28 protein-coding genes are annotated in these 23,092 nt (G+C 46.2%); 25 read left to right on the top strand and 3 right to left on the bottom strand.

Translation table 11 applies throughout. The features are described from left to right. Window positions 1–268: 268 nt before the first annotated feature. The 9 genes from atpI to SB724_RS10675 all read left to right on the top strand — a co-directional run bounded on the left by atpI (window position 269) and on the right by SB724_RS10675 (window position 7,182). Window positions 269–652: an ATP synthase subunit I gene (gene atpI, locus SB724_RS10635; RefSeq protein WP_003151155.1), complete on the top strand. Its 384-nt coding sequence runs from the start codon at window positions 269–271 to the stop codon at window positions 650–652. A gap of 7 nt (window positions 653–659) precedes the next feature. After that, window positions 660–1,394 (top strand): F0F1 ATP synthase subunit A, encoded by a 735-nt coding sequence (gene atpB / locus SB724_RS10640; RefSeq protein WP_029325729.1) that lies wholly within the window; start codon window positions 660–662, stop codon window positions 1,392–1,394. A 45-nt stretch (window positions 1,395–1,439) separates the two neighbouring features. After that, window positions 1,440–1,652 (top strand): F0F1 ATP synthase subunit C, encoded by a 213-nt coding sequence (gene atpE, locus SB724_RS10645; RefSeq protein ID WP_003151167.1) that lies wholly within the window; start codon window positions 1,440–1,442, stop codon window positions 1,650–1,652. A gap of 142 nt (window positions 1,653–1,794) precedes the next feature. Further along, window positions 1,795–2,307 (top strand): F0F1 ATP synthase subunit B, encoded by a 513-nt coding sequence (gene atpF / locus SB724_RS10650; RefSeq protein ID WP_003151168.1) that lies wholly within the window; start codon window positions 1,795–1,797, stop codon window positions 2,305–2,307. Beyond that, on the top strand, window positions 2,304–2,849 hold the full coding sequence (locus tag SB724_RS10655; protein WP_003151169.1) for a F0F1 ATP synthase subunit delta: 546 nt from the start codon (window positions 2,304–2,306) through the stop codon (window positions 2,847–2,849). The genes atpF and SB724_RS10655 overlap by 4 nt, the downstream gene beginning before the upstream one ends. A gap of 16 nt (window positions 2,850–2,865) precedes the next feature. Next, window positions 2,866–4,374, top strand: a complete 1,509-nt coding sequence (gene atpA / locus SB724_RS10660) for a F0F1 ATP synthase subunit alpha (protein WP_003151170.1) — start codon at window positions 2,866–2,868, stop codon at window positions 4,372–4,374. Between the two features lie 75 nt (window positions 4,375–4,449). After that, window positions 4,450–5,313, top strand: a complete 864-nt coding sequence (gene atpG / locus SB724_RS10665; RefSeq protein WP_003151172.1) for an ATP synthase F1 subunit gamma — start codon at window positions 4,450–4,452, stop codon at window positions 5,311–5,313. Between the two features lie 25 nt (window positions 5,314–5,338). Then, on the top strand, window positions 5,339–6,760 hold the full coding sequence (gene atpD, locus SB724_RS10670; protein WP_003151173.1) for a F0F1 ATP synthase subunit beta: 1,422 nt from the start codon (window positions 5,339–5,341) through the stop codon (window positions 6,758–6,760). Between the two features lie 23 nt (window positions 6,761–6,783). After that, the gene (locus SB724_RS10675; RefSeq protein ID WP_003151176.1) at window positions 6,784–7,182 is read left to right on the top strand and encodes a F0F1 ATP synthase subunit epsilon; all 399 of its coding nucleotides are present in this window, start codon (window positions 6,784–6,786) and stop codon (window positions 7,180–7,182) included. A gap of 44 nt (window positions 7,183–7,226) precedes the next feature. Here the strand turns inward: SB724_RS10675 and SB724_RS10680 are convergent, their stop codons facing one another. After that, window positions 7,227–7,697 (bottom strand): hypothetical protein, encoded by a 471-nt coding sequence (locus SB724_RS10680; protein WP_007407595.1) that lies wholly within the window; start codon window positions 7,695–7,697, stop codon window positions 7,227–7,229. Window positions 7,698–7,869: 172 nt separating this feature from the next. On the opposite strand from SB724_RS10680, the gene SB724_RS10685 reads away from it, so the two are divergent. From SB724_RS10685 to SB724_RS10760, 16 genes are all read left to right on the top strand, one after another. Beyond that, window positions 7,870–8,100, top strand: a complete 231-nt coding sequence (locus tag SB724_RS10685; RefSeq protein ID WP_410571060.1) for a DUF1146 family protein — start codon at window positions 7,870–7,872, stop codon at window positions 8,098–8,100. A 141-nt stretch (window positions 8,101–8,241) separates the two neighbouring features. Beyond that, on the top strand, window positions 8,242–8,982 hold the full coding sequence (locus tag SB724_RS10690; RefSeq protein WP_265972741.1) for a YwmB family TATA-box binding protein: 741 nt from the start codon (window positions 8,242–8,244) through the stop codon (window positions 8,980–8,982). 33 nt (window positions 8,983–9,015) lie between these two features. After that, window positions 9,016–10,326, top strand: coding sequence for a UDP-N-acetylglucosamine 1-carboxyvinyltransferase (gene murA, locus SB724_RS10695; RefSeq protein ID WP_007614362.1), 1,311 nt, complete (start codon window positions 9,016–9,018; stop codon window positions 10,324–10,326). A 199-nt stretch (window positions 10,327–10,525) separates the two neighbouring features. Further along, window positions 10,526–11,557 (top strand): stage II sporulation protein D, encoded by a 1,032-nt coding sequence (gene spoIID / locus SB724_RS10700; protein ID WP_007614360.1) that lies wholly within the window; start codon window positions 10,526–10,528, stop codon window positions 11,555–11,557. A gap of 265 nt (window positions 11,558–11,822) precedes the next feature. Then, window positions 11,823–12,509 carry a VWA domain-containing protein gene (locus SB724_RS10705; protein ID WP_007407590.1) on the top strand — a complete coding sequence of 229 codons (687 nt, stop codon included), beginning with the start codon at window positions 11,823–11,825 and terminating at the stop codon, window positions 12,507–12,509. A gap of 308 nt (window positions 12,510–12,817) precedes the next feature. Further along, window positions 12,818–13,498, top strand: coding sequence for a VWA domain-containing protein (locus SB724_RS10710; RefSeq protein ID WP_012118657.1), 681 nt, complete (start codon window positions 12,818–12,820; stop codon window positions 13,496–13,498). 85 nt (window positions 13,499–13,583) lie between these two features. Continuing rightward, entirely contained in the window at window positions 13,584–13,748 is a 165-nt protein-coding gene (locus SB724_RS10715; protein ID WP_007407587.1) for a hypothetical protein, read from the top strand. Window positions 13,749–13,842: 94 nt separating this feature from the next. Beyond that, window positions 13,843–14,631, top strand: coding sequence for a formate dehydrogenase accessory sulfurtransferase FdhD (gene fdhD, locus SB724_RS10720; protein ID WP_044802920.1), 789 nt, complete (start codon window positions 13,843–13,845; stop codon window positions 14,629–14,631). A gap of 21 nt (window positions 14,632–14,652) precedes the next feature. After that, window positions 14,653–15,678 carry a GTP 3',8-cyclase MoaA gene (moaA, locus tag SB724_RS10725; protein ID WP_130571387.1) on the top strand — a complete coding sequence of 342 codons (1,026 nt, stop codon included), beginning with the start codon at window positions 14,653–14,655 and terminating at the stop codon, window positions 15,676–15,678. Between the two features lie 190 nt (window positions 15,679–15,868). Further along, on the top strand, window positions 15,869–16,999 hold the full coding sequence (locus tag SB724_RS10730) for a response regulator aspartate phosphatase (protein ID WP_007407584.1): 1,131 nt from the start codon (window positions 15,869–15,871) through the stop codon (window positions 16,997–16,999). Window positions 17,000–17,120: 121 nt separating this feature from the next. Continuing rightward, window positions 17,121–17,600: a hypothetical protein gene (locus SB724_RS10735; RefSeq protein ID WP_021494817.1), complete on the top strand. Its 480-nt coding sequence runs from the start codon at window positions 17,121–17,123 to the stop codon at window positions 17,598–17,600. A gap of 74 nt (window positions 17,601–17,674) precedes the next feature. Continuing rightward, window positions 17,675–17,863, top strand: coding sequence for a CsbD family protein (locus SB724_RS10740; protein WP_003151197.1), 189 nt, complete (start codon window positions 17,675–17,677; stop codon window positions 17,861–17,863). A gap of 352 nt (window positions 17,864–18,215) precedes the next feature. Beyond that, entirely contained in the window at window positions 18,216–18,533 is a 318-nt protein-coding gene (gene ureA / locus SB724_RS10745) for an urease subunit gamma (protein WP_003151198.1), read from the top strand. Beyond that, window positions 18,530–18,904 carry an urease subunit beta gene (gene ureB / locus SB724_RS10750; protein ID WP_003151199.1) on the top strand — a complete coding sequence of 125 codons (375 nt, stop codon included), beginning with the start codon at window positions 18,530–18,532 and terminating at the stop codon, window positions 18,902–18,904. Before ureA ends, ureB begins: the two co-directional genes overlap by 4 nt. Further along, window positions 18,901–20,610, top strand: a complete 1,710-nt coding sequence (gene ureC / locus SB724_RS10755) for an urease subunit alpha (RefSeq protein ID WP_007614343.1) — start codon at window positions 18,901–18,903, stop codon at window positions 20,608–20,610. The genes ureB and ureC overlap by 4 nt, the downstream gene beginning before the upstream one ends. 141 nt (window positions 20,611–20,751) lie before the next feature. Further along, window positions 20,752–21,156 (top strand): Rrf2 family transcriptional regulator, encoded by a 405-nt coding sequence (locus SB724_RS10760; protein ID WP_007614341.1) that lies wholly within the window; start codon window positions 20,752–20,754, stop codon window positions 21,154–21,156. Between the two features lie 354 nt (window positions 21,157–21,510). On the opposite strand, the gene xynA is transcribed toward SB724_RS10760, so the two are convergent. Next, window positions 21,511–22,152 (bottom strand): endo-1,4-beta-xylanase XynA, encoded by a 642-nt coding sequence (gene xynA / locus SB724_RS10765; RefSeq protein ID WP_094296216.1) that lies wholly within the window; start codon window positions 22,150–22,152, stop codon window positions 21,511–21,513. 483 nt (window positions 22,153–22,635) lie between these two features. Beyond that, complete coding sequence (locus tag SB724_RS10770; protein WP_029325726.1) at window positions 22,636–23,022, bottom strand: DUF5362 family protein; 387 nt, start codon at window positions 23,020–23,022, stop codon at window positions 22,636–22,638. Between the last annotated feature and the right edge of the window lie 70 nt (window positions 23,023–23,092).

Genomic DNA, 23,092 nt, shown 5'->3' on the forward strand with positions numbered 1-23,092 from the left:
GGCTATTGTATGCTAAACGAGGGTATTATGAGAAGGTTTTCATTCCTTTCATTTCTAGTATCCATCCTCATTTTAAATCCTCCAAAAAACCCGTTATATGAGGATTTATCTAAGCGAATGAAACAGCATCCCGTGGCATCAGGAGGATGAGTGGTTTTTTCGAACAGGCCGTTTTGCGGGACAAAAAAGGGCCTTCTGCAAAGGGTTAACCGCATGTTTTGCCGTATCCAGGAATTATATTACATTTTCATCAGGAGACAGATAGTTGATGGACGATCCCAATCTTACATTCAGCAGACAACGGAGATATGTATTTGTGATCTTAGCAATCTATTTGCTGGGATATGGTCTTACGGCGTATAAAACTGTTTTTCTAGGCCTCTTTTTGGGAACTGTTTTCAGTTTGTTTAATTTGTGGCTCTTGACCAGAAGAATGAATGCTTTTGACAAGGCCGTGGCGAAAGGAAAGTCCATACGATCACTCGGGAGCGCAGCGCGTTGGTGCAATGCGATACTTGCGATGGCTGTCGCCTTTAAATATCCCGATAAAGTCAGTGTGGCAAGTGTGATTATTGGATTAATGACAATTTATCCCGTCATTATGATAGATTCCATTATTCAGCTCAAACGTTCATCAATGGAAGAGAGGTGAAAACCCATTGAATCACGATTACAGAACTATGGATTTGTTTGGTCTTACTTTTAATCTGACAAACATTCTGATGATTACTGTGGCAAGTGTGATTGTGCTGCTGATTGCGATTCTCACTACGAGAACGCTGTCCATCCGTCCAGGAAAAGCCCAGAACTTCATGGAATGGATTGTTGATTTTGTCCGCAATATTATAGGCAGTACAATGGATTTAAAAACAGGGGCTAACTTCTTGGCGCTTGGTGTAACCTTGCTGATGTACATATTTGTATCAAATATGCTGGGGCTGCCGTTTTCTGTAACGGTCGGACACGAGCTTTGGTGGAAATCACCGACGGCCGATCCGGCTATTACTCTGACTCTAGCCGTTATGGTTGTGTCGTTAACGCACTATTACGGCGTGAAGATGAAAGGTTTGAAGGAATACTCTAAGGATTACCTCAGACCGGTTCCGCTTATGTTCCCGATGAAGATCATTGAGGAGTTTGCGAATACGCTGACACTCGGACTTCGTCTTTACGGTAACATTTTCGCCGGGGAAATTCTTCTTGGCCTGCTTGCGAATCTGGCGACGAATTTCTACTCAAACAGCTTCTTTCTCGGTTTGGTCGGCACAGTCGGAGCCATTCTTCCGATGCTTGCATGGCAGGCGTTCAGCTTGTTCATCGGTACCATCCAGGCATTTATCTTTACGATGCTGACGATGGTGTACATGTCACACAAAATCAGTCATGATCATTAAAATCATATATCCATTCGGATAACATTTTAAAGGAGGAACTTTTTCATGAATTTAATAGCAGCTGCAATTGCAATCGGTTTAGGTGCACTTGGTGCAGGTATTGGTAACGGTCTGATCGTTTCACGTACGGTAGAGGGAATTGCCCGTCAGCCGGAAGCAGGAAAAGAACTTAGAACTCTTATGTTCATGGGTATCGCATTGGTTGAGGCCCTTCCGATTATCGCTGTCGTTATCGCGTTCTTAGCGTTCTTTGGCTAAGCAAAAAAGCCTTATATGAACTAAAAATGGCGAAGATCACTCTAAGAGAACCTTCGCCATTGCTTTATGTCTGATAAGCAGGCCGTCCCGAAACGGCTTTTTATCAGCAGAGAAAACCTGCAGAAGGGAGTTGCCGTAGTAGATGTCTCAATTACCTCTTGAATTAGGACTGTCGTTTAACGGCGGAGATATCCTATTCCAATTGTTAGCTATGTTAGTTTTATTAGCGCTTCTCAAGAAATTCGCTCTTGGACCGCTATTAAATATAATGAAACAGCGTGAAGATCATATCGCCGGCGAAATTACGTCCGCTGAAGAAAGAAATAAAGAAGCGCAGAAGCTGATTGAAGAGCAGCGCGTTCTTTTAAAAGAAGCGAAACAGGAATCACAATCACTCATTGAAAATGCGAAAAAACTGGGTGAAAAGCAGAAGGAAGACATTATCCAGGCTGCACGCGCCGAGTCTGAAAGATTGAAAGAAGCGGCGAGAACCGAAATTGTTAAAGAAAAAGAACAAGCGGTTTCCGCACTTCGCGAGCAAGTCGCATCACTTTCTGTCTTAATCGCATCGAAAGTGATTGAAAAAGAGCTTGATGAACAAGCCCAGGAACAACTGATTCAGGACTATCTTAAAGAGGTAGGAGAAAGCCGATGAGTGGATCTGCTGTCTCTAAACGATACGCGTCAGCGCTTTTCGACATTGCCGTTGAGACTTCTCAAATCAATGAAATCGAAGAAGAGCTTACCGTACTAAAAGAAGTGTTCCGGAACGAAGCCGGATTACAGGAAGTGTTAAGCCATCCGAAGGTATCGGCCGCTAAGAAAAAAGAGCTGATTCAGCAATCGTTCGGCGCACTGTCTGAGTCTGTGCTGCATACGATTTTTCTTCTGATTGACCGCCGCCGGTCTTCGATTGTGCCTGATCTCACAGACGAGTTTATCAAACTTGCCAATCAGGCCCGTCAGACAGAGGACGCGGTTGTTTATTCAGTAAAACCGCTGTCAGAAGCGGAAATGTTATCATTGTCTCAAGTGTTTGCAAAAAAAGCCGGAATCGCTTCGCTCAGAATCAGAAATGAAGTGCAGACGGATTTAATAGGCGGCATTAAAGTCCGCATTGGAAACCGGATATATGACGGAAGCGTAAGCGGAAAGCTTGAGCGCATGGAACGTCAACTTGCCGGAGGAAATCGATAGAAGGGGTGAAACCTAAGTGAGCATCAAAGCTGAAGAGATTAGCACGCTGATAAAGCAGCAAATTCAAAATTACCAATCTGAAATTGAAGTTCATGACGTAGGTACAGTCATCCAAGTCGGAGACGGTATTGCGCGTGTGCACGGCCTTGACAATTGTATGGCCGGTGAACTTGTTGAGTTTTCAAACGGCGTTTTGGGTATGGCTCAAAACCTTGAAGAATCCAACGTAGGTATCGTTATCTTAGGACCTTACAGAGATATCCGTGAAGGTGATGAGGTCAAAAGAACGGGCCGCATCATGGAAGTTCCTGTAGGTGAAGAATTAATCGGACGTATCGTCAACCCGCTCGGACAGCCGGTAGACGGACTGGGTCCGATTCTGACAAGCAAAACACGTCCGATCGAAAGCCAGGCTCCAGGCGTAATGGACCGTAAATCGGTACATGAGCCGCTGCAAACGGGTATCAAAGCGATCGACGCGTTAATTCCGATCGGCCGCGGACAGCGTGAGCTGATTATCGGTGACCGTCAGACAGGTAAAACATCTGTTGCGATTGATACAATCTTAAACCAAAAAGATCAAGACATGATCTGTGTGTACGTAGCGATCGGTCAAAAAGAATCTACAGTACGCGGCGTGGTGGAAACACTTCGTAAGCACGGCGCGCTTGATTACACGATTGTTGTGACGGCGTCCGCTTCACAGCCGGCTCCGCTTCTTTACCTCGCACCGTATGCAGGGGTGACAATGGGTGAAGAATTCATGTACAACGGCAAGCACGTTCTCGTCGTATATGATGATTTATCCAAACAAGCGGCCGCTTACCGTGAGCTGTCATTGCTTCTTCGCCGTCCGCCGGGCCGTGAAGCATTCCCTGGGGATGTATTCTATCTTCACTCCCGTCTGCTTGAGCGCGCAGCCAAGCTGAGTGACGCAAAAGGCGCAGGATCAATTACGGCGCTGCCGTTCGTCGAAACACAAGCAGGAGATATCTCCGCTTATATCCCGACAAACGTCATTTCCATTACTGACGGACAGATTTTCCTTCAATCCGACCTATTCTTCTCAGGCGTGCGTCCTGCGATCAATGCCGGATTATCCGTATCCCGTGTCGGCGGATCAGCCCAAATCAAAGCGATGAAAAAGGTAGCGGGAACATTGCGCCTTGACCTGGCTTCATACCGTGAACTTGAAGCGTTCGCCCAATTCGGATCTGATCTTGACCAGGCGACTCAGGCGAAACTGAACCGCGGTGCGCGTACAGTTGAAGTGCTGAAACAAGACTTGAATAAACCGCTTCCGGTTGAAAAACAGGTAGCCATTCTTTATGCGCTGACAAAAGGATATCTTGATGATATTCCGGTTGCGGATATCAGACGTTTTGAAGAAGAGTACTACATGTACCTTGATCAAAACCATAAAGATCTGCTTGACGGCATTGCGAAAACAGGAAACCTTCCTGCTGATGAAGACTTCAAAGCTGCAATCGAAGGCTTCAAACGCACATTTGCACCAAGCAACTAACCCTTAGAAGATGAGAGAAAAAGGTTCTCTTTTTCTCTCTTTTTACGCAAATGAAGAATAAAGGTGGTGAAATCTTTGGCCTCATTACGCGATATTAAGTCAAGGATCACGTCAACGAAAAAAACAAGCCAGATTACAAAAGCCATGCAGATGGTATCCGCTGCGAAGCTGAACCGTGCGGAAACCAACGCGAAGTCATTTGCTCCGTATATGGATAAGATCCAGGAGGTTGTGTTTAACGTCGGAAAAGGCGCGAAAAACGCGAAACACCCGATGCTTGTTTCAAGAGAAGTGAAAAAGACGGCGTATCTCGTCATTACGTCTGACCGCGGGCTTGCGGGTGCGTTTAACAGTTCGGTTTTGCGAAACGCTTACCGCACCATTCAAGAACGCCATCAGTCTAAAGATGAATACACGGTGATTGCAATCGGCAGAGTCGGCCGCGATTTCTTCAAAAAACGGGAAATGCCGATTTTGTCTGAGTTAGTGGGGCTTGGCGACGAGGTCACTTTTGCTCAGATTAAAGATTTGACCCGTCAGACGGTTCAAATGTTTATCGACGGCGCTTTTGATGAACTGCATTTGGTGTATAACCATTTCGTCAGTGCGATTTCACAGGAAGTGACGGAGAAAAAAGTGCTGCCTTTAACGGATTTCGGAACGAGCGGCGGGAAGCGCACGGCTTCTTACGAGTTCGAACCGGATGAAGAAGAGGTGCTCGAAGTGCTGCTTCCTCAATATGCGGAAAGCTTAATTTACGGCGCGCTTCTTGACAGTAAAGCAAGTGAACACGCTGCGAGAATGACAGCAATGAAAAATGCGACGGATAATGCGAAAGAACTCATTGATTCACTCTCGCTTTCATATAACCGCGCGCGTCAAGCGGCGATTACACAAGAAATTACCGAAATTGTCGGCGGTGCAGCCGCTTTAGAATAGAAAGATTTTGTCAGGAGGGATAGCGATGAAGAAAGGACGCGTAAGTCAGGTGCTTGGACCGGTTGTCGACGTACGTTTCGAGGACGGCCACTTGCCTGCGATTTATAATGCGATTAAAGTTTCACAGCCAGCTACAGGCGAAAATGAAGTAGGCATCGACCTAACGCTAGAGGTTGCTCTTCATTTAGGCGATGATACAGTCCGTACAATTGCCATGGCATCTACGGACGGAATTCAGCGCGGAATGGAAGCTGTTGATACAGGTGCGCCGATTTCCGTTCCTGTCGGTGATGTGACTCTCGGACGCGTATTTAACGTACTGGGAGATAAAATTGATTTAAATGAACCGCTGCCTGCGGATGCTCAAAAGGACCCGATCCACAGATCAGCTCCTTCATTCGATGAGCTTTCAACTGAGGTTGAAATTCTTGAAACGGGAATTAAGGTTGTTGACCTGCTCGCTCCTTACATCAAGGGCGGTAAAATCGGATTGTTCGGCGGCGCCGGCGTAGGTAAAACCGTATTAATCCAGGAATTAATCAACAACATCGCGCAAGAGCACGGCGGTATTTCCGTATTCGCCGGTGTAGGAGAGCGTACTCGTGAAGGGAACGACCTTTTCTACGAAATGAGCGATTCAGGCGTTATTAAGAAAACAGCCATGGTCTTCGGACAAATGAACGAGCCGCCGGGCGCACGTATGCGTGTAGCACTGACGGGTCTTACAATGGCTGAGCATTTCCGTGATAAACAAGGACAGGACGTACTGTTCTTTATCGATAACATTTTCCGTTTCACACAAGCGGGTTCAGAGGTTTCCGCGCTTCTCGGCCGTATGCCTTCTGCGGTTGGTTATCAGCCGACGCTTGCGACAGAAATGGGTCAGCTTCAAGAGCGTATTACGTCTACAAACGTTGGTTCAGTTACATCTATCCAGGCGATCTACGTGCCTGCCGATGACTACACTGACCCGGCTCCGGCGACAACGTTCGCTCACTTGGATGCGACGACTAACCTTGAGCGTAAATTAACTGAAATGGGTATCTACCCTGCGGTTGATCCGCTGGCTTCCACTTCCCGCGCGCTTGCTCCGGAAATTGTCGGAGAAGAGCATTATGCGGTGGCGCGTGAAGTCCAGTCAACGCTTCAGCGTTACAAAGAACTTCAGGATATTATCGCGATTCTCGGTATGGACGAATTAGGTGAAGAAGACAAGCTTGTCGTTCACCGCGCACGTCGTATCCAGTTCTTCCTTTCTCAAAACTTCCACGTAGCTGAGCAGTTTACGGGACAAAAAGGTTCTTACGTGCCTGTTAAAGAAACGGTACGAGGCTTTAAAGAAATCCTTTCCGGTAAATATGACCATCTTCCGGAAGATGCATTCCGTCTTGTGGGACGCATTGAAGAAGTCATTGAGAATGCAAAAGAGATGGGTGTAGAAGTTTAATCTGGTCCTAGGAGGGTAAAAGCATGAAGACCGTTAAAGTCAATATCGTTACTCCCGACGGCCCAGTATATGATGCTGATATTGAAATGGTAAGTGTAAGAGCCGAGAGCGGTGATCTCGGTATCTTGCCTGGCCATATTCCGACCGTGGCTCCGCTTAAAATCGGCGCTGTCCGCCTTAAAAAAGACGGGCAGACCGAATTGGCGGCTGTCAGCGGCGGATTTTTAGAAGTCCGTCCTGATCAGGTCACTATCCTTGCACAAGCCGCTGAAACAGCGGAAAGCATTGATAAAGAGCGCGCCCTTGCTGCGAAAAAGCGGGCGGAAGACCGTTTGAACAAACGATCAGATGATACTGACATTCGTCGGGCTGAGCTTGCGCTACAGCGGGCTGTAAACAGATTGGATGTTGCAGGAAACTAAAAAAGAATCCTTCTCGGCTGTCTGAGAAGGATTCTTTTTCTATATTAACGCATAAGAGATTCATAGACGCCGATAAGCGGATGATCCTCTTCTTTTTGCAGATATAAATGTTCGCAGCAGTTGTCGGTGTGCCACGTTTTGTTTCCTCTCCGCACACCCGTCGTATAAGCGCCGTCCGTATACGGATAAGGTTTGACGACCCATTCGGCATCGTCATGGTGTCTGATGGCGCAATCGATGACATACACACTGAGCATTTTCTCAAATTCGTCAATCGGCAGGTTCCAATCCGCCAAAAGCAGCTCTTGTATGCTGCGGAAGTAAAGAGCTTCCACTTCCAGCAGGCTGCCGCGTGAATAATCAAGAGAAATGTTGAAAAACTGACATAATTCTTTCAGTTCCTCTGTTTGAGACTGTCTATAATCATAGTAGAATGCTATCGCTTCCCACTCGTGGTCAAATACGGGAAGAGTTTCTCCATACTGCTTTTCCGGATGAAAAAAGGAATGATTCATATTCCCATCTCCTTTCCAAAAAAGTATATCATGCCGGAGAACGGACATTTAAGCGGGGATTGCCCCTAATTTTGGATAAAAATTCTGATGTAAAAATGATCATCTTTCTCTCTTCTTCTTATATAATAAGAGAGGATATGAGGGGCGGAAAAAATGAAAGGAGATGGGATTTGTGAATGTATTGGGGCAGCAGGCCGCAATCAGCATCCTGGTTCACCTGGTATGCATTGCGGTGACATGGTGGGCGCTTCAGGCCGTCAACTTTGATCGGCTGATCCGAAAAGGAAAAATAGTGCAGGCGAGGCTGCTGATCATTCTTCTTACCATTGCGATCGGTACGGCAGTCGCTGACTTCTTTTTAGATTATCTTACCTATTCGAAACAGCTTCCATACTTATTTTAAGATGTTTCGTCTGTTAAAATGAAGGGAATCGCTGGGTGAGAAACCAATTTTTCTTCACCCGCTTGGCGAGTTTTGACGAAGTTTTCCATGTATTGCTTTCCCCGGCTCCGGCAAAAATGGGAGTAAGGGGGAGAGATCGATATGAAGAAAAAAAGAGCAGGCCGCATCATCTTGTTTTTTGTTTTTTTAAGCGCCTTAATAGCGGTATTTCATTCCATTCATGCAAGTGAGCTGTCTCCGCTTGCCCAGATTGCCGAAGGAATGGAGCGGCAGCAGGTCACTGTAGATGAATGGACGCTTCATGCGAAAAAAAATCTGAACCTGTCACTGAGTGAATTTGATGACAAGGTAAAAGAACTGAAGACGCAGTATCCGCAATATCATTGGGAATCCGCGCGGGAAGATAAAATCGTAAAGGCCATCGGCACGTATTCTGACAAAAAAAATCACACAACTTTTAAACTGCAGCTCGTCACTACCCTCAAAAACCAGAACCCAACTTCGTATTTATTATATGAGCAAATGAGCCCGGAGCAACCGGAAAACTGGAATGATACATATGAACAGTTTGAACGGCAGGCACATGACATATTTCAAAATAAAGTATTTATTTTTACTTGTCTAAAGGGTCATTTAAATGATAATATGAGTATTGTTTTGCAAAAAAAAGCAGAACAGCTCATGAAAGAATTTGAAGCAAGTCCAGTTGAACATGTAGTTGAGCCTCATTTCGTTTCTGTTTCTGCATTTACATATAAGTGGACAGATTACATCATGACATCGAAACATAAGATGAATGTGCAAGTTGCGCTTAGAAGTGCGGGAATGGGCGAAAAACATACCGTTACGGTTGGCACACCAATCGTGACGACTGAATATTAATATAGAGAATATAGGGACGCGGAGGGGAATACCTTGGAAAAAATCATCGTCCGCGGCGGTCAGAAGTTAAACGGCACAGTGAAAGTTGAAGGAGCAAAAAATGCCGTTTTACCAGTTATCGCTGCATCTTTATTAGCAAGTGAAGAAAAAAGCGTAATATGTGATGTACCTACGCTCTCCGATGTATATACAATTAATGAAGTGTTGCGTCATTTAGGAGCAGATGTGCATTTTGAGAATAATGAAGTTACCGTAAACGCTTCTTACGCTTTAGAAACAGAAGCACCTTTTGAATATGTGCGCAAAATGCGCGCGTCAGTGCTTGTTATGGGCCCTCTGTTAGCCCGTACGGGTCATTCAAGAGTAGCGCTTCCGGGCGGCTGCGCAATCGGCTCAAGACCGATTGATCAGCATTTAAAAGGCTTTGAAGCAATGGGTGCAAAAATCAAAGTAGGCAACGGCTTTATTGAAGCAGAAGTGGAAGGCCGTCTGCAGGGCGCAAAAATCTATTTAGATTTCCCAAGTGTGGGTGCGACAGAAAACTTGATTATGGCAGCTGCTTTAGCTGAAGGAACAACAACGCTTGAAAACGTGGCAAAAGAGCCTGAAATCGTTGACTTAGCGAACTATATCAATGCGATGGGCGGAAAAATCCGCGGAGCCGGCACAGGCACCATTAAAATTGAAGGTGTGGAAAAGCTTCACGGCGTAAGACACAACATCATTCCTGACCGTATTGAAGCGGGTACTTTCATGGTGGCTGCGGCGATCACGGAAGGAAATGTATTAGTCAAAGGTGCGGTTCCTGAGCATCTTACGTCTTTAATTGCGAAGATGGAAGAAATGGGAGTCAAAATTACGGATGAAGGAGAAGGCCTTCGTGTCATCGGTCCTGCCCAGCTGAAGCCGATCGACATTAAAACGATGCCTCACCCAGGATTCCCGACTGATATGCAGTCGCAAATGATGGCGCTGCTTCTCCGTGCGAGCGGAACAAGCATGATTACTGAAACTGTGTTTGAAAACCGTTTTATGCATGCTGAAGAATTCCGCCGGATGAATGGCGACATTAAAATTGAAGGACGTTCTGTGATCATTAACGGTCCTGTACAGCTGCAAGGCGCAGAAGTTGCCGCTACGGACCTGCGTGCGGGCGCGGCGCTGATTCTTGCGGGATTAGTGGCTGAAGGTCATACACGTGTCACGGAACTGAAGCACTTGGATCGCGGTTATGTGAATTTCCATCAAAAACTTGCGGCTCTCGGCGCTGACATCGAGCGTGTCGTTGATGAAACGGCCGCTGAACAAGAAAGCAAAGAAGTCGTAACTGACCTAAACGCATAATGGCTGTAAAAACAGTATGTCAATCTGGCATACTGTTTTTTTATGGTTTATCATCATTATTATGCTCTGATTTCCAAAAAAGAATACGTTTTTCGCGTGAAAAATGGAATAAAGATTCTGTCCAAAAGGAAGTCATATTAGCTTGTCCCTGCCCATAAGATGAAGTAGAGTCGAATCCCAAGCAGGAGGCAGCTGATATATGAAACCGATTGTATTTCTACTATCCGGGCTGTGTATACTAATTCTTCTTGTCCCCACCATTCTCGTCCTTCCGTTTCAGGCAGAAAAAGGAGCAGCCGTAAACAGAGAGCCCGGACACAAAACAGCACACACCACACGAGAAACAAAAGGAGCAGAAACATTGAAAGAATCACCTGTATCCATTCCGGTTTATCGGACATCCAATCATTCTGTAGAGAACATTCCGCTTGAAGAGTACGTGGTCGGTGTCGTGGCTTCCGAAATGCCCGCAAACTTTAAACCGGAGGCCTTAAAAGCCCAGGCGCTCGCCGCCCGGACATTCATCGTCAGGCTGATGGTCGCTGACTCAGCCGTTCAGGCGCCGAAAGGATCACTGGTGGATGATACGCAAATGTTCCAAGTCTATCAAAGCAAAAGCCAGCTGAAAAAAGAATGGGGTTCTAAGTACGCACACAACCTCAAGAAAATCACAAACGCGGTAGCCGGCACGCAAGGAAAGATTTTAACGTACGATAACAAGCCGATTGAGGCATCTTTCTTCTCTACGAGCAACGGGTATACGGAAAATGCGGAAGCCTATTGGACAAGCGCCATTCCTTATTTAAAGAGCGTGAAAAGTCCGTGGGATAAGCAATCGCCGAAATATCTCGCCACCCAGACCTTCAGTGTGCCGGAGTTTCAGCAAAAGCTCGGCGTACAGCTCTCGGGACAAAACACGGTGGGACAGATTACAGCCAGAACGCCGGGCCATCAAGTGGCGACGGCCGTCATCAACGGCAAAAAGCTGAAGGGAAGAGACATCCGGGAAAAACTCGGACTCCGTTCTGCCGACTTTGAATGGAAACGAAACGGCGGAAGCATCACCATTACGACAAAAGGATTCGGCCACGGCGTCGGGATGAGCCAGTACGGGGCCAATTACATGGCGGAGCAGGGAAAATCAGTGGCGGACATCGTCAAGCATTATTATCAGGGAGTGGACATTTCCGAAGCAGATTCATTTTTAAACAAATATATGGCGAAAAAATAGACGCTTTCCTGAGCGTCTGTTTTTTTTGAAAACTATTCCATAAACGGTAAAGCAACCAACAGACTCATATAACGAAAGCCTAAAGGCGGACAAATGTCGATTGAAGGCTGAGCGCCGGGTGTAAATCACTGATAAAAATGCCGCTTCTATGTGAATATACGCAAAAATAATGAGGAACGCCGTCCTATTTATTTCCCTTTTCATCTCATTTACGATAAATATTGTTCGGCGTTGAACGTAAATCTATTGAAAAGGGGAAAAAGCAATGAAAAAAACATTTTCACTCATACTCATGCTCGGATTGATGCTGACTGCTGCATCTCCTGCTTTTGCTGCCGAGAATGCAAACGAGAAGACTCTTTCATTTAAAAACAATACCGCCATTTTACTTGATGCGAGCGGCAGTATGGCAAAACGGATTGACGGTGTTTCTAAATACAACATGGCAAAAGAAGAAATTGTCCGTTTTGCGGATCAAATTAAATCTAAATCACAGGTCAGAATGACGGTTTTCGGTTCGGAAGGCAATAATAAAAACTCCGGAAAGGTTCAATCTTGTGAATCCATTCGCGGTGTGTACGGATTCCAAAGGTTTGACAGACAGAGCTTCCTTAACTCTCTTAACGGAATCGGGCCTACGGGCTGGACACCGATTGCAAAAGCATTAGAGGATGCGAAGGCTTCCTTTACCGGTTTGCACAAACTTGGCAGTAAATCCGTTTTCCTGTTGACGGACGGCGAGGAGACATGCGGAGGAGATCCTGTTAAGACAGCGAAAGAACTTCGCAAACAGCATATTAAAGTCAACGTGATCGGCTTTGACTTTAAGGAAGGCTTCAACGGCCAGCTTCACGAGATTGCCAAAGCGGGCGGAGGAAAATATTACGAAGCTCACAGCCAAAAGGATATGAACCGCATCTTTACAATGGCAGCGAGTTCATTAGCGGAATAAGAAAAGGTGCCGTTTATCGGCCCTTTTTTTTATTTTTATTTAACAAAAATTTCAAGAAAAGGTGAAGAGAAAACTGTAAAAAGAATCAGATTCCGGACTTATATTACAAAAAGGGCGAAAAAGGCATTAAATCTGTCATCATTTATCCATTCTTTTTAGGATGATGCGCATAATCCTGTTCATTTTTAACGGCGTACAGCCGCTTATACAAAAGGAATCCCGCCCTATATCTTTTTGCATACTCGTCATCTAGCATAGAGAAGAGCCGGGGGCCATCGGCCAAAAACAAACGGAGAGGAATGAAGGAAATGAAAAAAATGTTCACTGCGGGGATTGTCGGACTTTTGACGCTTTCACTCGGATCACCTGTTTTTGCAGCCGAGAAAAAGCACGAAGAAACAAACGTTGCCGTGCTGTTTGACGCAAGCGGAAGCATGATACAAAAAACAGGGGGAGAGCGTAAAATAGATGTCGCGAAAGAGTCTGTCACTTCTTTTGCGGAAGTTCTTCCTGAAGACACGAATCTGATGCTTCGGGTATTCGGGCATAAGGGCAATAATAAAAACTCAGGCAAAGCCGTATCATGTAATGCGACAGAAACGTTATACGGCCTTCAGCCGTACGCCGTGACTCCATTTGAGCAATCACTCAGCAAGATTAAACCGACCGGCTGGACACCGATTGCGAAAGCGCTCTCTGATACGCGTGAAGAATTTGAGCGGGCCGGCGCCACGGGGAAAAACGTCGTATATCTGATCACAGACGGTGAAGAAACATGCGGCGGTAATCCTCAGGCCGAAATTCAAAAGCTCCGTAAAGCGAATGTCAACACGATCGTCAATATCATCGGCTTCAACTTCGGCATGAAAGGAAGCGAAAGCCTTGAAAAAGCGGCGGAAGCGGGAGGCGGCACATATGTCTCAGCTGACAGCGCGGACGAGTTCAAACAGGCTTGGGAAGACGCTGCAAAGGATTTAGCAAAAGAATAGGTTAAAAAAGGACGCCCGCGCGGCGTCTTTTTTGTTTAGAAAACGGAACCGCGGGAATGATACGGATAAAAGGAGATGAACGCTGTTGTTAAAAGGAGCAGGCATTATATTAGTGCTGGCGGCAGTCGTTTTTGTTCTGATGGGAATTTTTCTGAAGCTTGCCGCCTTCATATTCGTCAGTATATTGGCCATTATCGCCGCAGTTATTTTATTCACCATTCTGAGCAGACATCATCGCAATGAAACATAGAGTCCTAAGAGGGCTCTTTTTTTAAACCGCAAATTCGACAAAATACAGGGATTGTGGAAGAATAAAAGAGAAGGATACTGCGGAGGGGAAAACAGTGGATAAAAGAACAACAGCGGTAAGGGACATATACCGCTATGAAAAAGGGGTATTAACAAAGACGGCGGATCGGATGGTTTCAGAGTATCCGCTGACCGTCATGGTGAACGGACAGGAATTTGTTACGCTCGTCTGCACGCCTGACCATTTAGAGGAACTCGTCATCGGATTTCTCGCATCAGAAGGCGTCATTCGTTTTGAAAAAGAAATCAAAAGCTTTACTATAGATGAAAGTCTCGGATTTGCATATGTTGAACTGACGAATCCCGGGGTGCTTGAGCAAAAAGACTATACGAAGAGGGTCATCGGTTCATGCTGCGGGAAAGGCCGGCATTTTTACTTTCAGCAGGATGCGAAAACGGCCAAAACCGCCGTCAGCCGTATCACCATAACTCCTGAGACGTGCCTTCGCCTGATGAAGGAGATGCAAAGCGGAAGCGGCACCTTCCGGGAAACGGGCGGCGTCCATAATGCGGCGCTGTGCGATACGGAAAAGCTGCTCTTTATGAGGACGGATATCGGGCGCCACAACGCGCTGGATAAGCTGTACGGCTGCTGTTTGAAAAACGGAATGCCGGTCCGTGACAAGCTGATCGTCTTCAGCGGCCGGATTTCCTCGGAGGTTTTATTAAAAGCCGCAAAAATCGGCGTGTCGATTGTCATTTCAAAATCGGCGCCGACGGAGCTCGCGCTGCAAATGGCGGAAGAGCTGAACATAACCGCGATAGGTTTTGTCAGAAACGGATCATTTAACATATACACACATCCTGAACGGGTTGAACAATAGAAAGGAAGGGGTCTTGGGCTTATGAATACAGAAACGCGCCGGGTGACAGACAAAAGGGAAAGGCCGCTCAGGGATCTTCGTATCTCTGTAACCGACCGCTGCAACTTCAGATGCACGTACTGTATGCCAGCCGAATTATTCGGACCGGATTATCCATTTTTACAAAAGACGGAATTGCTCTCCTTCGAGGAGCTTGAGCGGCTTGCGAAGCTGTTTGTCGGCCGCTTCGGCGTTGAAAAAATCAGGCTGACGGGCGGAGAGCCGCTCATGAGAAAAGATATGCCTGAATTGATCAAAAAACTTGCGCGCATCCCCGGACTTAAAGATATCGCGATGACGACAAACGGCTCTCTGCTTCCCGTGTATGCGGAAAAACTGAAGCAGGCGGGGCTGCATCGCGTGACAGTCAGCCTCGATTCTTTAGAGGATGAGCGGTTTAAGGCCATTAACGGCCGCGGGGTTTCGGTGAACAAGGTGCTTGAGGGCATTGAGGCGGCAAAAGCGGCCGGACTCGGTGTGAAAATCAACATGGTTGTTCAAAAGGGCGTCAATGAAAAAGATATCCTGCCGATGGCCCGCTATTTTAAAGAAAAGGGTCATATTCTCCGGTTTATTGAATTTATGGATGTAGGCAATACGAATCAATGGAATAAAAAAGACGTGATCACGAAGGCCGAGATTATTGATCTGATCAACCAGCATATGCCGACGGAGCCGATAGAAGCGAATTATAAAGGAGAGGTCGCTTCCAGGTTCCGCTATCTTGACGGTTCCGGCGAAATCGGCGTGATTTCCTCCGTCTCGGATGCATTCTGCGCCTCCTGCAACAGAGCGCGCCTGTCGGCGAGAGGCGAGCTGTTTACGTGCCTGTTTGCGTCAAGCGGCTATGATGTTCGGAAACTCGTGCGCGGAGGTCTGACCGATGACGAATTGACGGAATCCATCGCTTCTGTCTGGAAAAATCGCACGGATCAGTATTCAATTGACCGCGCGCTTTCTAAAACGGATGGGAAAAAGAAAGTGGAAATGTCTTATATAGGCGGATGAAGAAAAGCTTGCCCGGACAAGGGCAGGCTTTTTTATTCACAATATGAGAGCGGTCTGTTCAAAAAATACCGATGACAGCCGAAATATATGATAGGAATTTTGATGCAGGACAATCAAGTTATGCAATTCCAAAGCCATACAATATGTTAAAATATAACCAATAGAAATTAGAAAAGGTTGTGAAAGGGGCATGACCGCATACGAGATTCCGTCATCTCAAGTTGGAGTTAAGATCAACAAATGGTACAAGCACATTTTAGCGTTTCAAGCGGCTGATGCCATAAAGCTGAAAGAGGAAATTGATGAGGATATACAACGTATGGAGGAAGACCAGCTGCTGCTGTTATATTATCAGCTGATCAGCTACCGCCATCATATTATGCTTGATTACGTCAAGCCGGAATGCACCGAACAATCACAGATTCAGTACAGCGAGCTGCAAAAGACGATCGAAAGCACGGACAGCATATCGGGACTGTCTGAGTATTATTTCCATTTGTTCAGAGGGATGTATGAATTCGATCACAATAACTATGTTGCGGCTATTTCTTTTTACCGGAAAGCGGAAAAACTCCTTTCATTTGTCGAGGATGATATAGAGAGGGCGGAATTCCATTTCAAGATGTCTGAAGTGTTTTATGTCATGAAGCAGACTCATTTTTCCATGAATCACGGGATTCAGGCGCTGGATACGTATATGAAACACGATTTCTACAGAGTGCGGAGAATTCAATGCCATTTCGTCATCTCAGGAAACTACATCGACTGCAAAAACTACGACAAAGCGCTTGAGCATTTAGACGAAGCCCTCCGCCTTTCTTTGCTTGAAGGACAGCCCCGCCTGATCGGGTCTTCGCTTTACAATCTGGGGAATTGTTATTCTGAAAAGCGCGATCTGGATGAAGCGGCCCGGTACTTTAGAAAAGCGGTTCCCGTTTTTGAAGAGCATCAGCTTGAACAGCTTCCGAAGGCGCTGTTCAGCTTAACGCACACCCTTTTCAGGCTGCATGATGACCAAGCGGCCCTTACCTATTATGAAAGAGGGGTCATGATCGCGAAAGAACGGGGCGATCGATTCAGTTTAGAGAAGTATAAGTTTTTACAAGCGCTTTATTTGGAGTCACTCAATATGGATTTAATCCATGAAGTGTTTGACTATATGAATGAAAAATCGCTGTATGTGTATATTGAAGATTTCGCCTTGGAGGCCGCCGTTTACACAAGCGCACATGAGCAATATAAAGAAGCGGCGTATTTTTATGAAAAAGCGATTCGCATGAGAGAAAACATTCAAAAAGAACAGTGTTTATACGATATATAATTTTCTTAACCATCTGCTCAGCAGATGGTTATTTTTTTATGCACATCATAACGTTTGACCATAGAAAAAAACGGAAAAATCGCAAAAGAGAGAAAAAAGTACGATGGGAAGGAGGGATTTGTTGTTCGGATTCAATGATATGATAAAGTTTTTTGTATCATTTCTCATCATTCTGCCGATGGTGTCTGTCATCCATGTGGCGGGACACAGCTTTATGGCCATGCTGTTCGGAGGCAAGGCATCATTGGATATCGGAATGGGGAAACGTCTTTTAAAAGTAGGGCCGATTCGGGTTCGGCGTATCTACTTCATAGATTCTTTCTGCAAGTTCGGCGAATTGCGGATAGATAACCGTCTGACGAGCGCGCTCGTCTATTCCGGAGGCTGTCTGTTTAATCTCGCTTCTATCTTTTTAATAAATCTGCTGATCATAAAAGATGTCCTTGAGCCAAACTTATTTTTTTACCAATTTGTCTATTTTTCAACTTATTATGTTTTCTTTGCTCTTCTGCCGGTGCAATACGGGGATAATAAGCTGTCAGACGGATTGGCTGTTTACAAAGTGCTCCGCTACGGGGAACGCTGTGAAATCAATAATTGAGAGTTTACATGTTTGTGTTCGGGCTGAAAGGGAAGAAAACAAGTACACAGAACAAAAAAGGAGCTGAAGAGATCATGAGTGAGGATAATGGTTTAAAAGACAAAGTAAAAGGCGGCATGAACAAAATGAAAGGGGAAGCAAAGGACAAAGCAGGCGACATGGCAAACAAGTCCGACTTAAAAGCGGAAGGTAAAAAAGACAAAGCGAAAGGCAGCCTGCAAAAGGGTGTCGGCAAAACGAAAGATAAACTCAGTGATGATTAATTTGATAGTGAAACACAGCAAAAGCCCAAAATATTTTGGGCTTTTTGTTATGAGAAATGACAAAAATTCCAGTTCATTTGGTTAATATTCACTAAATTTTTAAATATTCTATAAATTCCCCGGCGATTTCTTTATAATATTCACATAGAATGTAACCTTTCTTCACATTTGATTAAACGTTTGTTGAAGAAAAAAATGAGAAATCGGTAAATTCTGCAAAAGGAATCGGGCCGTTCACCGTCGAATAACTTTTATCACTTAACATTTCATGAGGTGAAGGGGGTGACGGCCGCCTGCATCGTTTCGTATGACCATACGGATTGTGTTTGACTATCACTGAGGGGGAATACAGATGAAACTGACACCGGTTGAACAAGAAAAATTGCTTATTTTTACGGCGGGAGAGCTCGCTAAGCAGCGGAAGGCGCGCGGCGTTCTGCTGAATTATCCCGAAGCCGCCGCATATTTGACCTGTTATCTGATGGAAGGCGCGAGAGACGGAAAAAGCGTTGCTGAGCTGATGGAATCCGGCCGCAATGTATTGACGGAAAAAGACGTTATGGAAGGCGTTGCGGAAATGCTGGACAGCATTCAGGTGGAAGCGACGTTCCCGGACGGGGTTAAGCTTGTCACCGTTCATCAGCCGATCAAAGCGGAGGTGAAGTCATGAAGCCGGGAGCGATTCAAGTCGCAAAGGGGACCATCACCATTAACGAAGGCCGGAAGACGCTGGAGGTGTCAGTCACCAATAACGGAACACGGTCAGTGCAGGTAGGATCGCATTTTCATTTTGCCGAAGCCAACGGCGCCCTTTCCTTCAATCGGGACAAAGCAATCGGCATGCGCCTTGATATCCCGTCAGGCACTTCTGTCCGTTTTGAACCGGGAGAAGAGAAAACCGTCACGCTCGTGGAAATCGGAGGGCGAAAAACGGTCAGAGGTCTCAACGGCATGGCCGATACGTATATGGATGAGCGGGGAAAAGAGAAGACGCTGTCAAATCTTAAAAAAGCCGGATGGATGGAGGAGGCGATCCGATGAAAATGTCACGTGAGCAATACGCAGAACTGTTCGGACCGACAACGGGAGACAAAGTCAGACTCGGAGATACGGATTTATGGATTGAAGTCGAAAAAGATTTCACGAATTACGGTGAAGAAATGATTTTCGGCGGGGGGAAAACAATCCGGGACGGCATGGGGCAGAACGGGCGTATCACCGGGAAAGACGGAGCGCTTGATCTGGTCATTACAAACGCCGTTATCCTGGATTATACCGGAATCGTCAAGGCGGATATCGGGGTGAAGGACGGACGGATTGTCGGCGTCGGGAAAAGCGGCAACCCGGATATTATGGATGGGGTGGACCCGCACATGATTATCGGTGCCGGAACAGAAGTCATTTCCGGTGAAGGGAAAATCGTAACGGCCGGCGGGGTGGATACGCATATCCACTTTATCTGCCCGCAGCAGATGGAAGTCGCGCTTTCTTCAGGCGTGACCACGCTTCTCGGCGGCGGAACGGGTCCTGCGACGGGAAGTAAAGCGACGACTTGTACATCCGGTGCATGGTACATGTCGAGAATGCTGGAAGCGGCCGAGGAGTTTCCGATCAACGTCGGTTTCTTAGGAAAAGGGAATGCATCCGATAAAGCGCCGCTGATCGAGCAGGTGGAAGCAGGCGCGATCGGCCTGAAGCTGCATGAAGATTGGGGATCAACGCCAAGCGCCATTAAAGCTTGCATGGAAGTCGCGGATGAGGCGGACATTCAGGTGGCGATCCACACAGACACGATTAATGAAGCGGGCTTTTTAGAAAATACGCTTGATGCGATCGGCGACCGGGTTATCCATACATATCACATAGAGGGAGCCGGCGGAGGCCACGCACCGGATATTATGAAACTCGCATCTTACGCCAATATCCTGCCGTCCTCTACGACGCCGACGATTCCATATACCGTCAACACGATGGACGAGCATCTTGATATGATGATGGTCTGCCATCATTTAGATTCAAAAGTGCCTGAAGACGTGGCGTTCAGCCATTCACGCATCAGAGCGGCCACCATTGCGGCGGAGGATATTCTGCACGATATCGGCGCGATCAGCATGACGTCATCTGACTCGCAGGCGATGGGCAGGGTGGGAGAAGTGATTATCCGGACATGGCAGGTGGCCGATAAAATGAAAAAACAGCGCGGCGCTCTATCAGGAGAAAACGGCAATGACAATGTGCGCGCCAAACGCTATATCGCCAAATACACGATAAACCCGGCCGTCACTCACGGCCTGAGCCATGAAGTCGGTTCCGTTGAAAAAGGAAAGCTCGCCGACCTTGTACTATGGGACCCGGTTTTCTTCGGCGTCAAACCTGAACTTGTGCTCAAAGGCGGCATGATCGCCCGCGCCCAAATGGGAGATCCGAATGCTTCCATTCCGACGCCTGAGCCCGTGTTTATGCGGCAGATGTACGCATCATACGGTAAAGCAAACCGAAATACCTCTATTACATTTATGTCCCAGGCCGGTATTGCAAACGGTGTGCCGGAAAAGCTCGGCCTTGAAAAAATGATTTCTCCCGTACGGAATATCCGTAAGCTGAGTAAGCTCGACATGAAGCTGAATGACGCGATGCCGAATATACAAGTCGATCCGAAAACCTATCAGGTGTTCGCCGATGGAGAAGAGCTGGCATGCCAGCCCGTCAGCTATGTCCCGCTCGGACAGCGTTATTTCTTATTTTAATCCCTCTCCGGCCGGTTTCCCGCCGGCCTGTTTACACCTCTATTGCCAACTTGATTTCATCCTGCCGCCCGTTTTAGTGTATATTAGTAGTTGACAAACAAATGAAATGTAACTATTGTGGTTACAATGGTGGTGAAAAACATGATTAACAGCCGTCTTGCTGTGGCCATTCACATTCTATCGCTGATCTCAACGGATGAACGGGCGTCATCGGACATGATTGCGGGCAGCGTAAACACCAATCCCGTCGTCGTGCGGAGAACGATCAGCCAGCTGAAAAAAGCGGGTATTCTGACATCCCGGGCGGGTGTTCCGGGAGCCAGCCTGAAAAAAGATCCGTCGGAGATCACCCTCTTAGAGGTTTACAGGGCTGTGCAGAATAGGGAAGAGCTTTTTGCGGTTCACGACAATCCGAACCCCGACTGTCCGGTCGGCAAAAATATTCAGCGCGCGCTCGATGAGACGTTCGGAAGCGTACAGCGGGCAATGGAGAATGAACTTGCGAGCAAGTCCCTTTATGATGTAATGAATCATCTCTTTTGTTAAAAAGAGATGGGTTCATGCCGCTAGCGGTGTAACAAAAATGGTTACAAGTGATAATGAGGAAATCACGGTTTTGGCTCCATATTCGGACACGCCTGGATGCGGGATTGCGATCTGTTTAATGAACTAAAGGAGGTGGTAACCGGGATATTTTTATTTTGCTTAAGGCTTATGTGAAGGTGTCTGTTGTAAGCGGGTTACCGAAAAATGACGGCACTCTTATTTTAATACGCGAAAACTGATGGAGAATATCCTGCCTCCGGTAATGCCAAAACCGTTCGCCTCTTAACAATCATTATAAAATTTCTCAAGGAACGATCAGCAGCCCGTTAGCTGCCCCTAATTAAAGATGAGCTGTTACCACACTGTTACATTAGAACTTCCGCTGCTTTTATATCCTTCTGTCGCTAAGACTTGGTAAGACCAATTACTGCCCAGATTCATTCCATGGCTCTTCCATGCGTTAACATGATTGCTGAAAGTGATTGCAGCGTTGCTTCCAGTCGGCCTCTTCGACTGGCGAACACTCCAGTACTGCGTAAAAGTAGTGTTATCGCCATCAATGGAAGGTGCGTTATAACGTGTCGTTGTATATATGTCATATGTACCTCCATCACTCTTTACAGTACCTTTATACGTTCCGGTAGGTCTGTAAGTACCCCATGAATCCACTACATAATATTCGATGAGAGGTGCTCTCGTCCAGCCATATAAAGTCAAATATCCATTGCCATTCGGCGCCCAGACTCCGGCATTATAGTTTATTGTTCTAAATGGCGAGCCTGTAGTCCAGCCTTTACCAACAACGAAATTTCCGGTATTAGACCAATTAACACTGTAATTCCCGCCAGATCCATTGACTGCGTTGACTGTTCCGCCCCCATCAGTCCAATTTTGCCAGTAATCTGTGCCAGCTGCAGAAGCGGTTGCCGAAAACATGCTGATACTCATGAAAGCTGCCGTTAATCCAACTAAGAATTTCTTTTTAAACTTAAACATATGTTACCTCCTATACTATTTTTTCTGACTTTGACATGAGGCAGCACTCGTAAATATTTAAAACAATTACGAACGCCAACGCTTTTGATCGTTCCTTTCAATATAATAGCATGAATACATGAGTGAATATTAAGAACAATTGTAAATTAATTACAAAGACCCAAAAAACTGTATGATAAGCGGTCTTGTTCCACCATGGCTTTTATCCTTATTTTGCAGAATCACAATTCTTGCTTCTAAACCTGATCAGGAACAGTCGAACAATTGAGTGATTTCAGCTGAAACTCTGAGGAAAAGCTTTTTTGATGTGACGGCGACACGTCTGGCTGAAGCCGGAATGTCTGAAAGAATATCTGCAGACAGCGTCTCAGCTGCGCTATTATGCCATCGCCGTATTGGCAAATCCAAAGCAGAAAAACTTTCCCGTTGTCGAAGAAGCGGAATAAGAAAAAATCCCGGGCGGATGCGCCGGGATTTTCCTTTTTAATATGTATTGGCATCAATATTATTAAACACGCCGTCCACGATGCCGAGCGTCATGAGGACAATAAAGAGAACGATACCGAGAACGGACAAGCCGACCGTCACAATCAGGTAGATCCCCTGCATTTTCACGAACTTTGCATAATTCTCCAGCATATGTTCCTCTGTCAGTTCATTGAACTGCTCCGCCATCTGTCCCGCTTCATTTGCCGAGCGCATCAGAAAAATGCCGGCAATGATCTGCAGAACGCCGGGAATGGCTCCGATTAAAAAGAAAAACGCGCCCGACAGCGCCGCAAACGCACCCATGATAATAAATAAAATACCTGTCGCTTTTCCCCATTTCGAAATAGAAATAAGCGAACGATTCACTGATTCAGGTTTCAAACTATGGCACTCCTTTACAAAAAAATACTCACTTTTCATTTATACACTATTCGGTCATTCTTTTGAATAT

Source organism: Bacillus sp. SIMBA_031 (assembly GCF_046535225.1).
Classification (GTDB): Bacteria; Bacillota; Bacilli; order Bacillales; family Bacillaceae; genus Bacillus; species Bacillus velezensis.

What these genes read in the sequence shown, in the direction of transcription:
- atpI (WP_003151155.1), top strand. Translation starts at nt 269, where the DNA reads ATGGACGATCCCAATCTTACATTCAGCAGACAACGGAGATATGTATTT.
- atpE (WP_003151167.1), top strand. Translation starts at nt 1,440, where the DNA reads ATGAATTTAATAGCAGCTGCAATTGCAATCGGTTTAGGTGCACTTGGT.
- atpF (WP_003151168.1), top strand. Translation starts at nt 1,795, where the DNA reads ATGTCTCAATTACCTCTTGAATTAGGACTGTCGTTTAACGGCGGAGAT.
- SB724_RS10655 (WP_003151169.1), top strand. Translation starts at nt 2,304, where the DNA reads ATGAGTGGATCTGCTGTCTCTAAACGATACGCGTCAGCGCTTTTCGAC.
- atpD (WP_003151173.1), top strand. Translation starts at nt 5,339, where the DNA reads ATGAAGAAAGGACGCGTAAGTCAGGTGCTTGGACCGGTTGTCGACGTA.
- SB724_RS10675 (WP_003151176.1), top strand. Translation starts at nt 6,784, where the DNA reads ATGAAGACCGTTAAAGTCAATATCGTTACTCCCGACGGCCCAGTATAT.
- SB724_RS10680 (WP_007407595.1), bottom strand. Translation starts at nt 7,697, where the DNA reads ATGAATCATTCCTTTTTTCATCCGGAAAAGCAGTATGGAGAAACTCTT.
- SB724_RS10690 (WP_265972741.1), top strand. Translation starts at nt 8,242, where the DNA reads ATGAAGAAAAAAAGAGCAGGCCGCATCATCTTGTTTTTTGTTTTTTTA.
- spoIID (WP_007614360.1), top strand. Translation starts at nt 10,526, where the DNA reads ATGAAACCGATTGTATTTCTACTATCCGGGCTGTGTATACTAATTCTT.
- SB724_RS10705 (WP_007407590.1), top strand. Translation starts at nt 11,823, where the DNA reads ATGAAAAAAACATTTTCACTCATACTCATGCTCGGATTGATGCTGACT.
- SB724_RS10710 (WP_012118657.1), top strand. Translation starts at nt 12,818, where the DNA reads ATGAAAAAAATGTTCACTGCGGGGATTGTCGGACTTTTGACGCTTTCA.
- moaA (WP_130571387.1), top strand. Translation starts at nt 14,653, where the DNA reads ATGAATACAGAAACGCGCCGGGTGACAGACAAAAGGGAAAGGCCGCTC.
- SB724_RS10730 (WP_007407584.1), top strand. Translation starts at nt 15,869, where the DNA reads ATGACCGCATACGAGATTCCGTCATCTCAAGTTGGAGTTAAGATCAAC.
- SB724_RS10740 (WP_003151197.1), top strand. Translation starts at nt 17,675, where the DNA reads ATGAGTGAGGATAATGGTTTAAAAGACAAAGTAAAAGGCGGCATGAAC.
- ureA (WP_003151198.1), top strand. Translation starts at nt 18,216, where the DNA reads ATGAAACTGACACCGGTTGAACAAGAAAAATTGCTTATTTTTACGGCG.
- ureB (WP_003151199.1), top strand. Translation starts at nt 18,530, where the DNA reads ATGAAGCCGGGAGCGATTCAAGTCGCAAAGGGGACCATCACCATTAAC.
- ureC (WP_007614343.1), top strand. Translation starts at nt 18,901, where the DNA reads ATGAAAATGTCACGTGAGCAATACGCAGAACTGTTCGGACCGACAACG.
- SB724_RS10760 (WP_007614341.1), top strand. Translation starts at nt 20,752, where the DNA reads ATGATTAACAGCCGTCTTGCTGTGGCCATTCACATTCTATCGCTGATC.
- xynA (WP_094296216.1), bottom strand. Translation starts at nt 22,152, where the DNA reads ATGTTTAAGTTTAAAAAGAAATTCTTAGTTGGATTAACGGCAGCTTTC.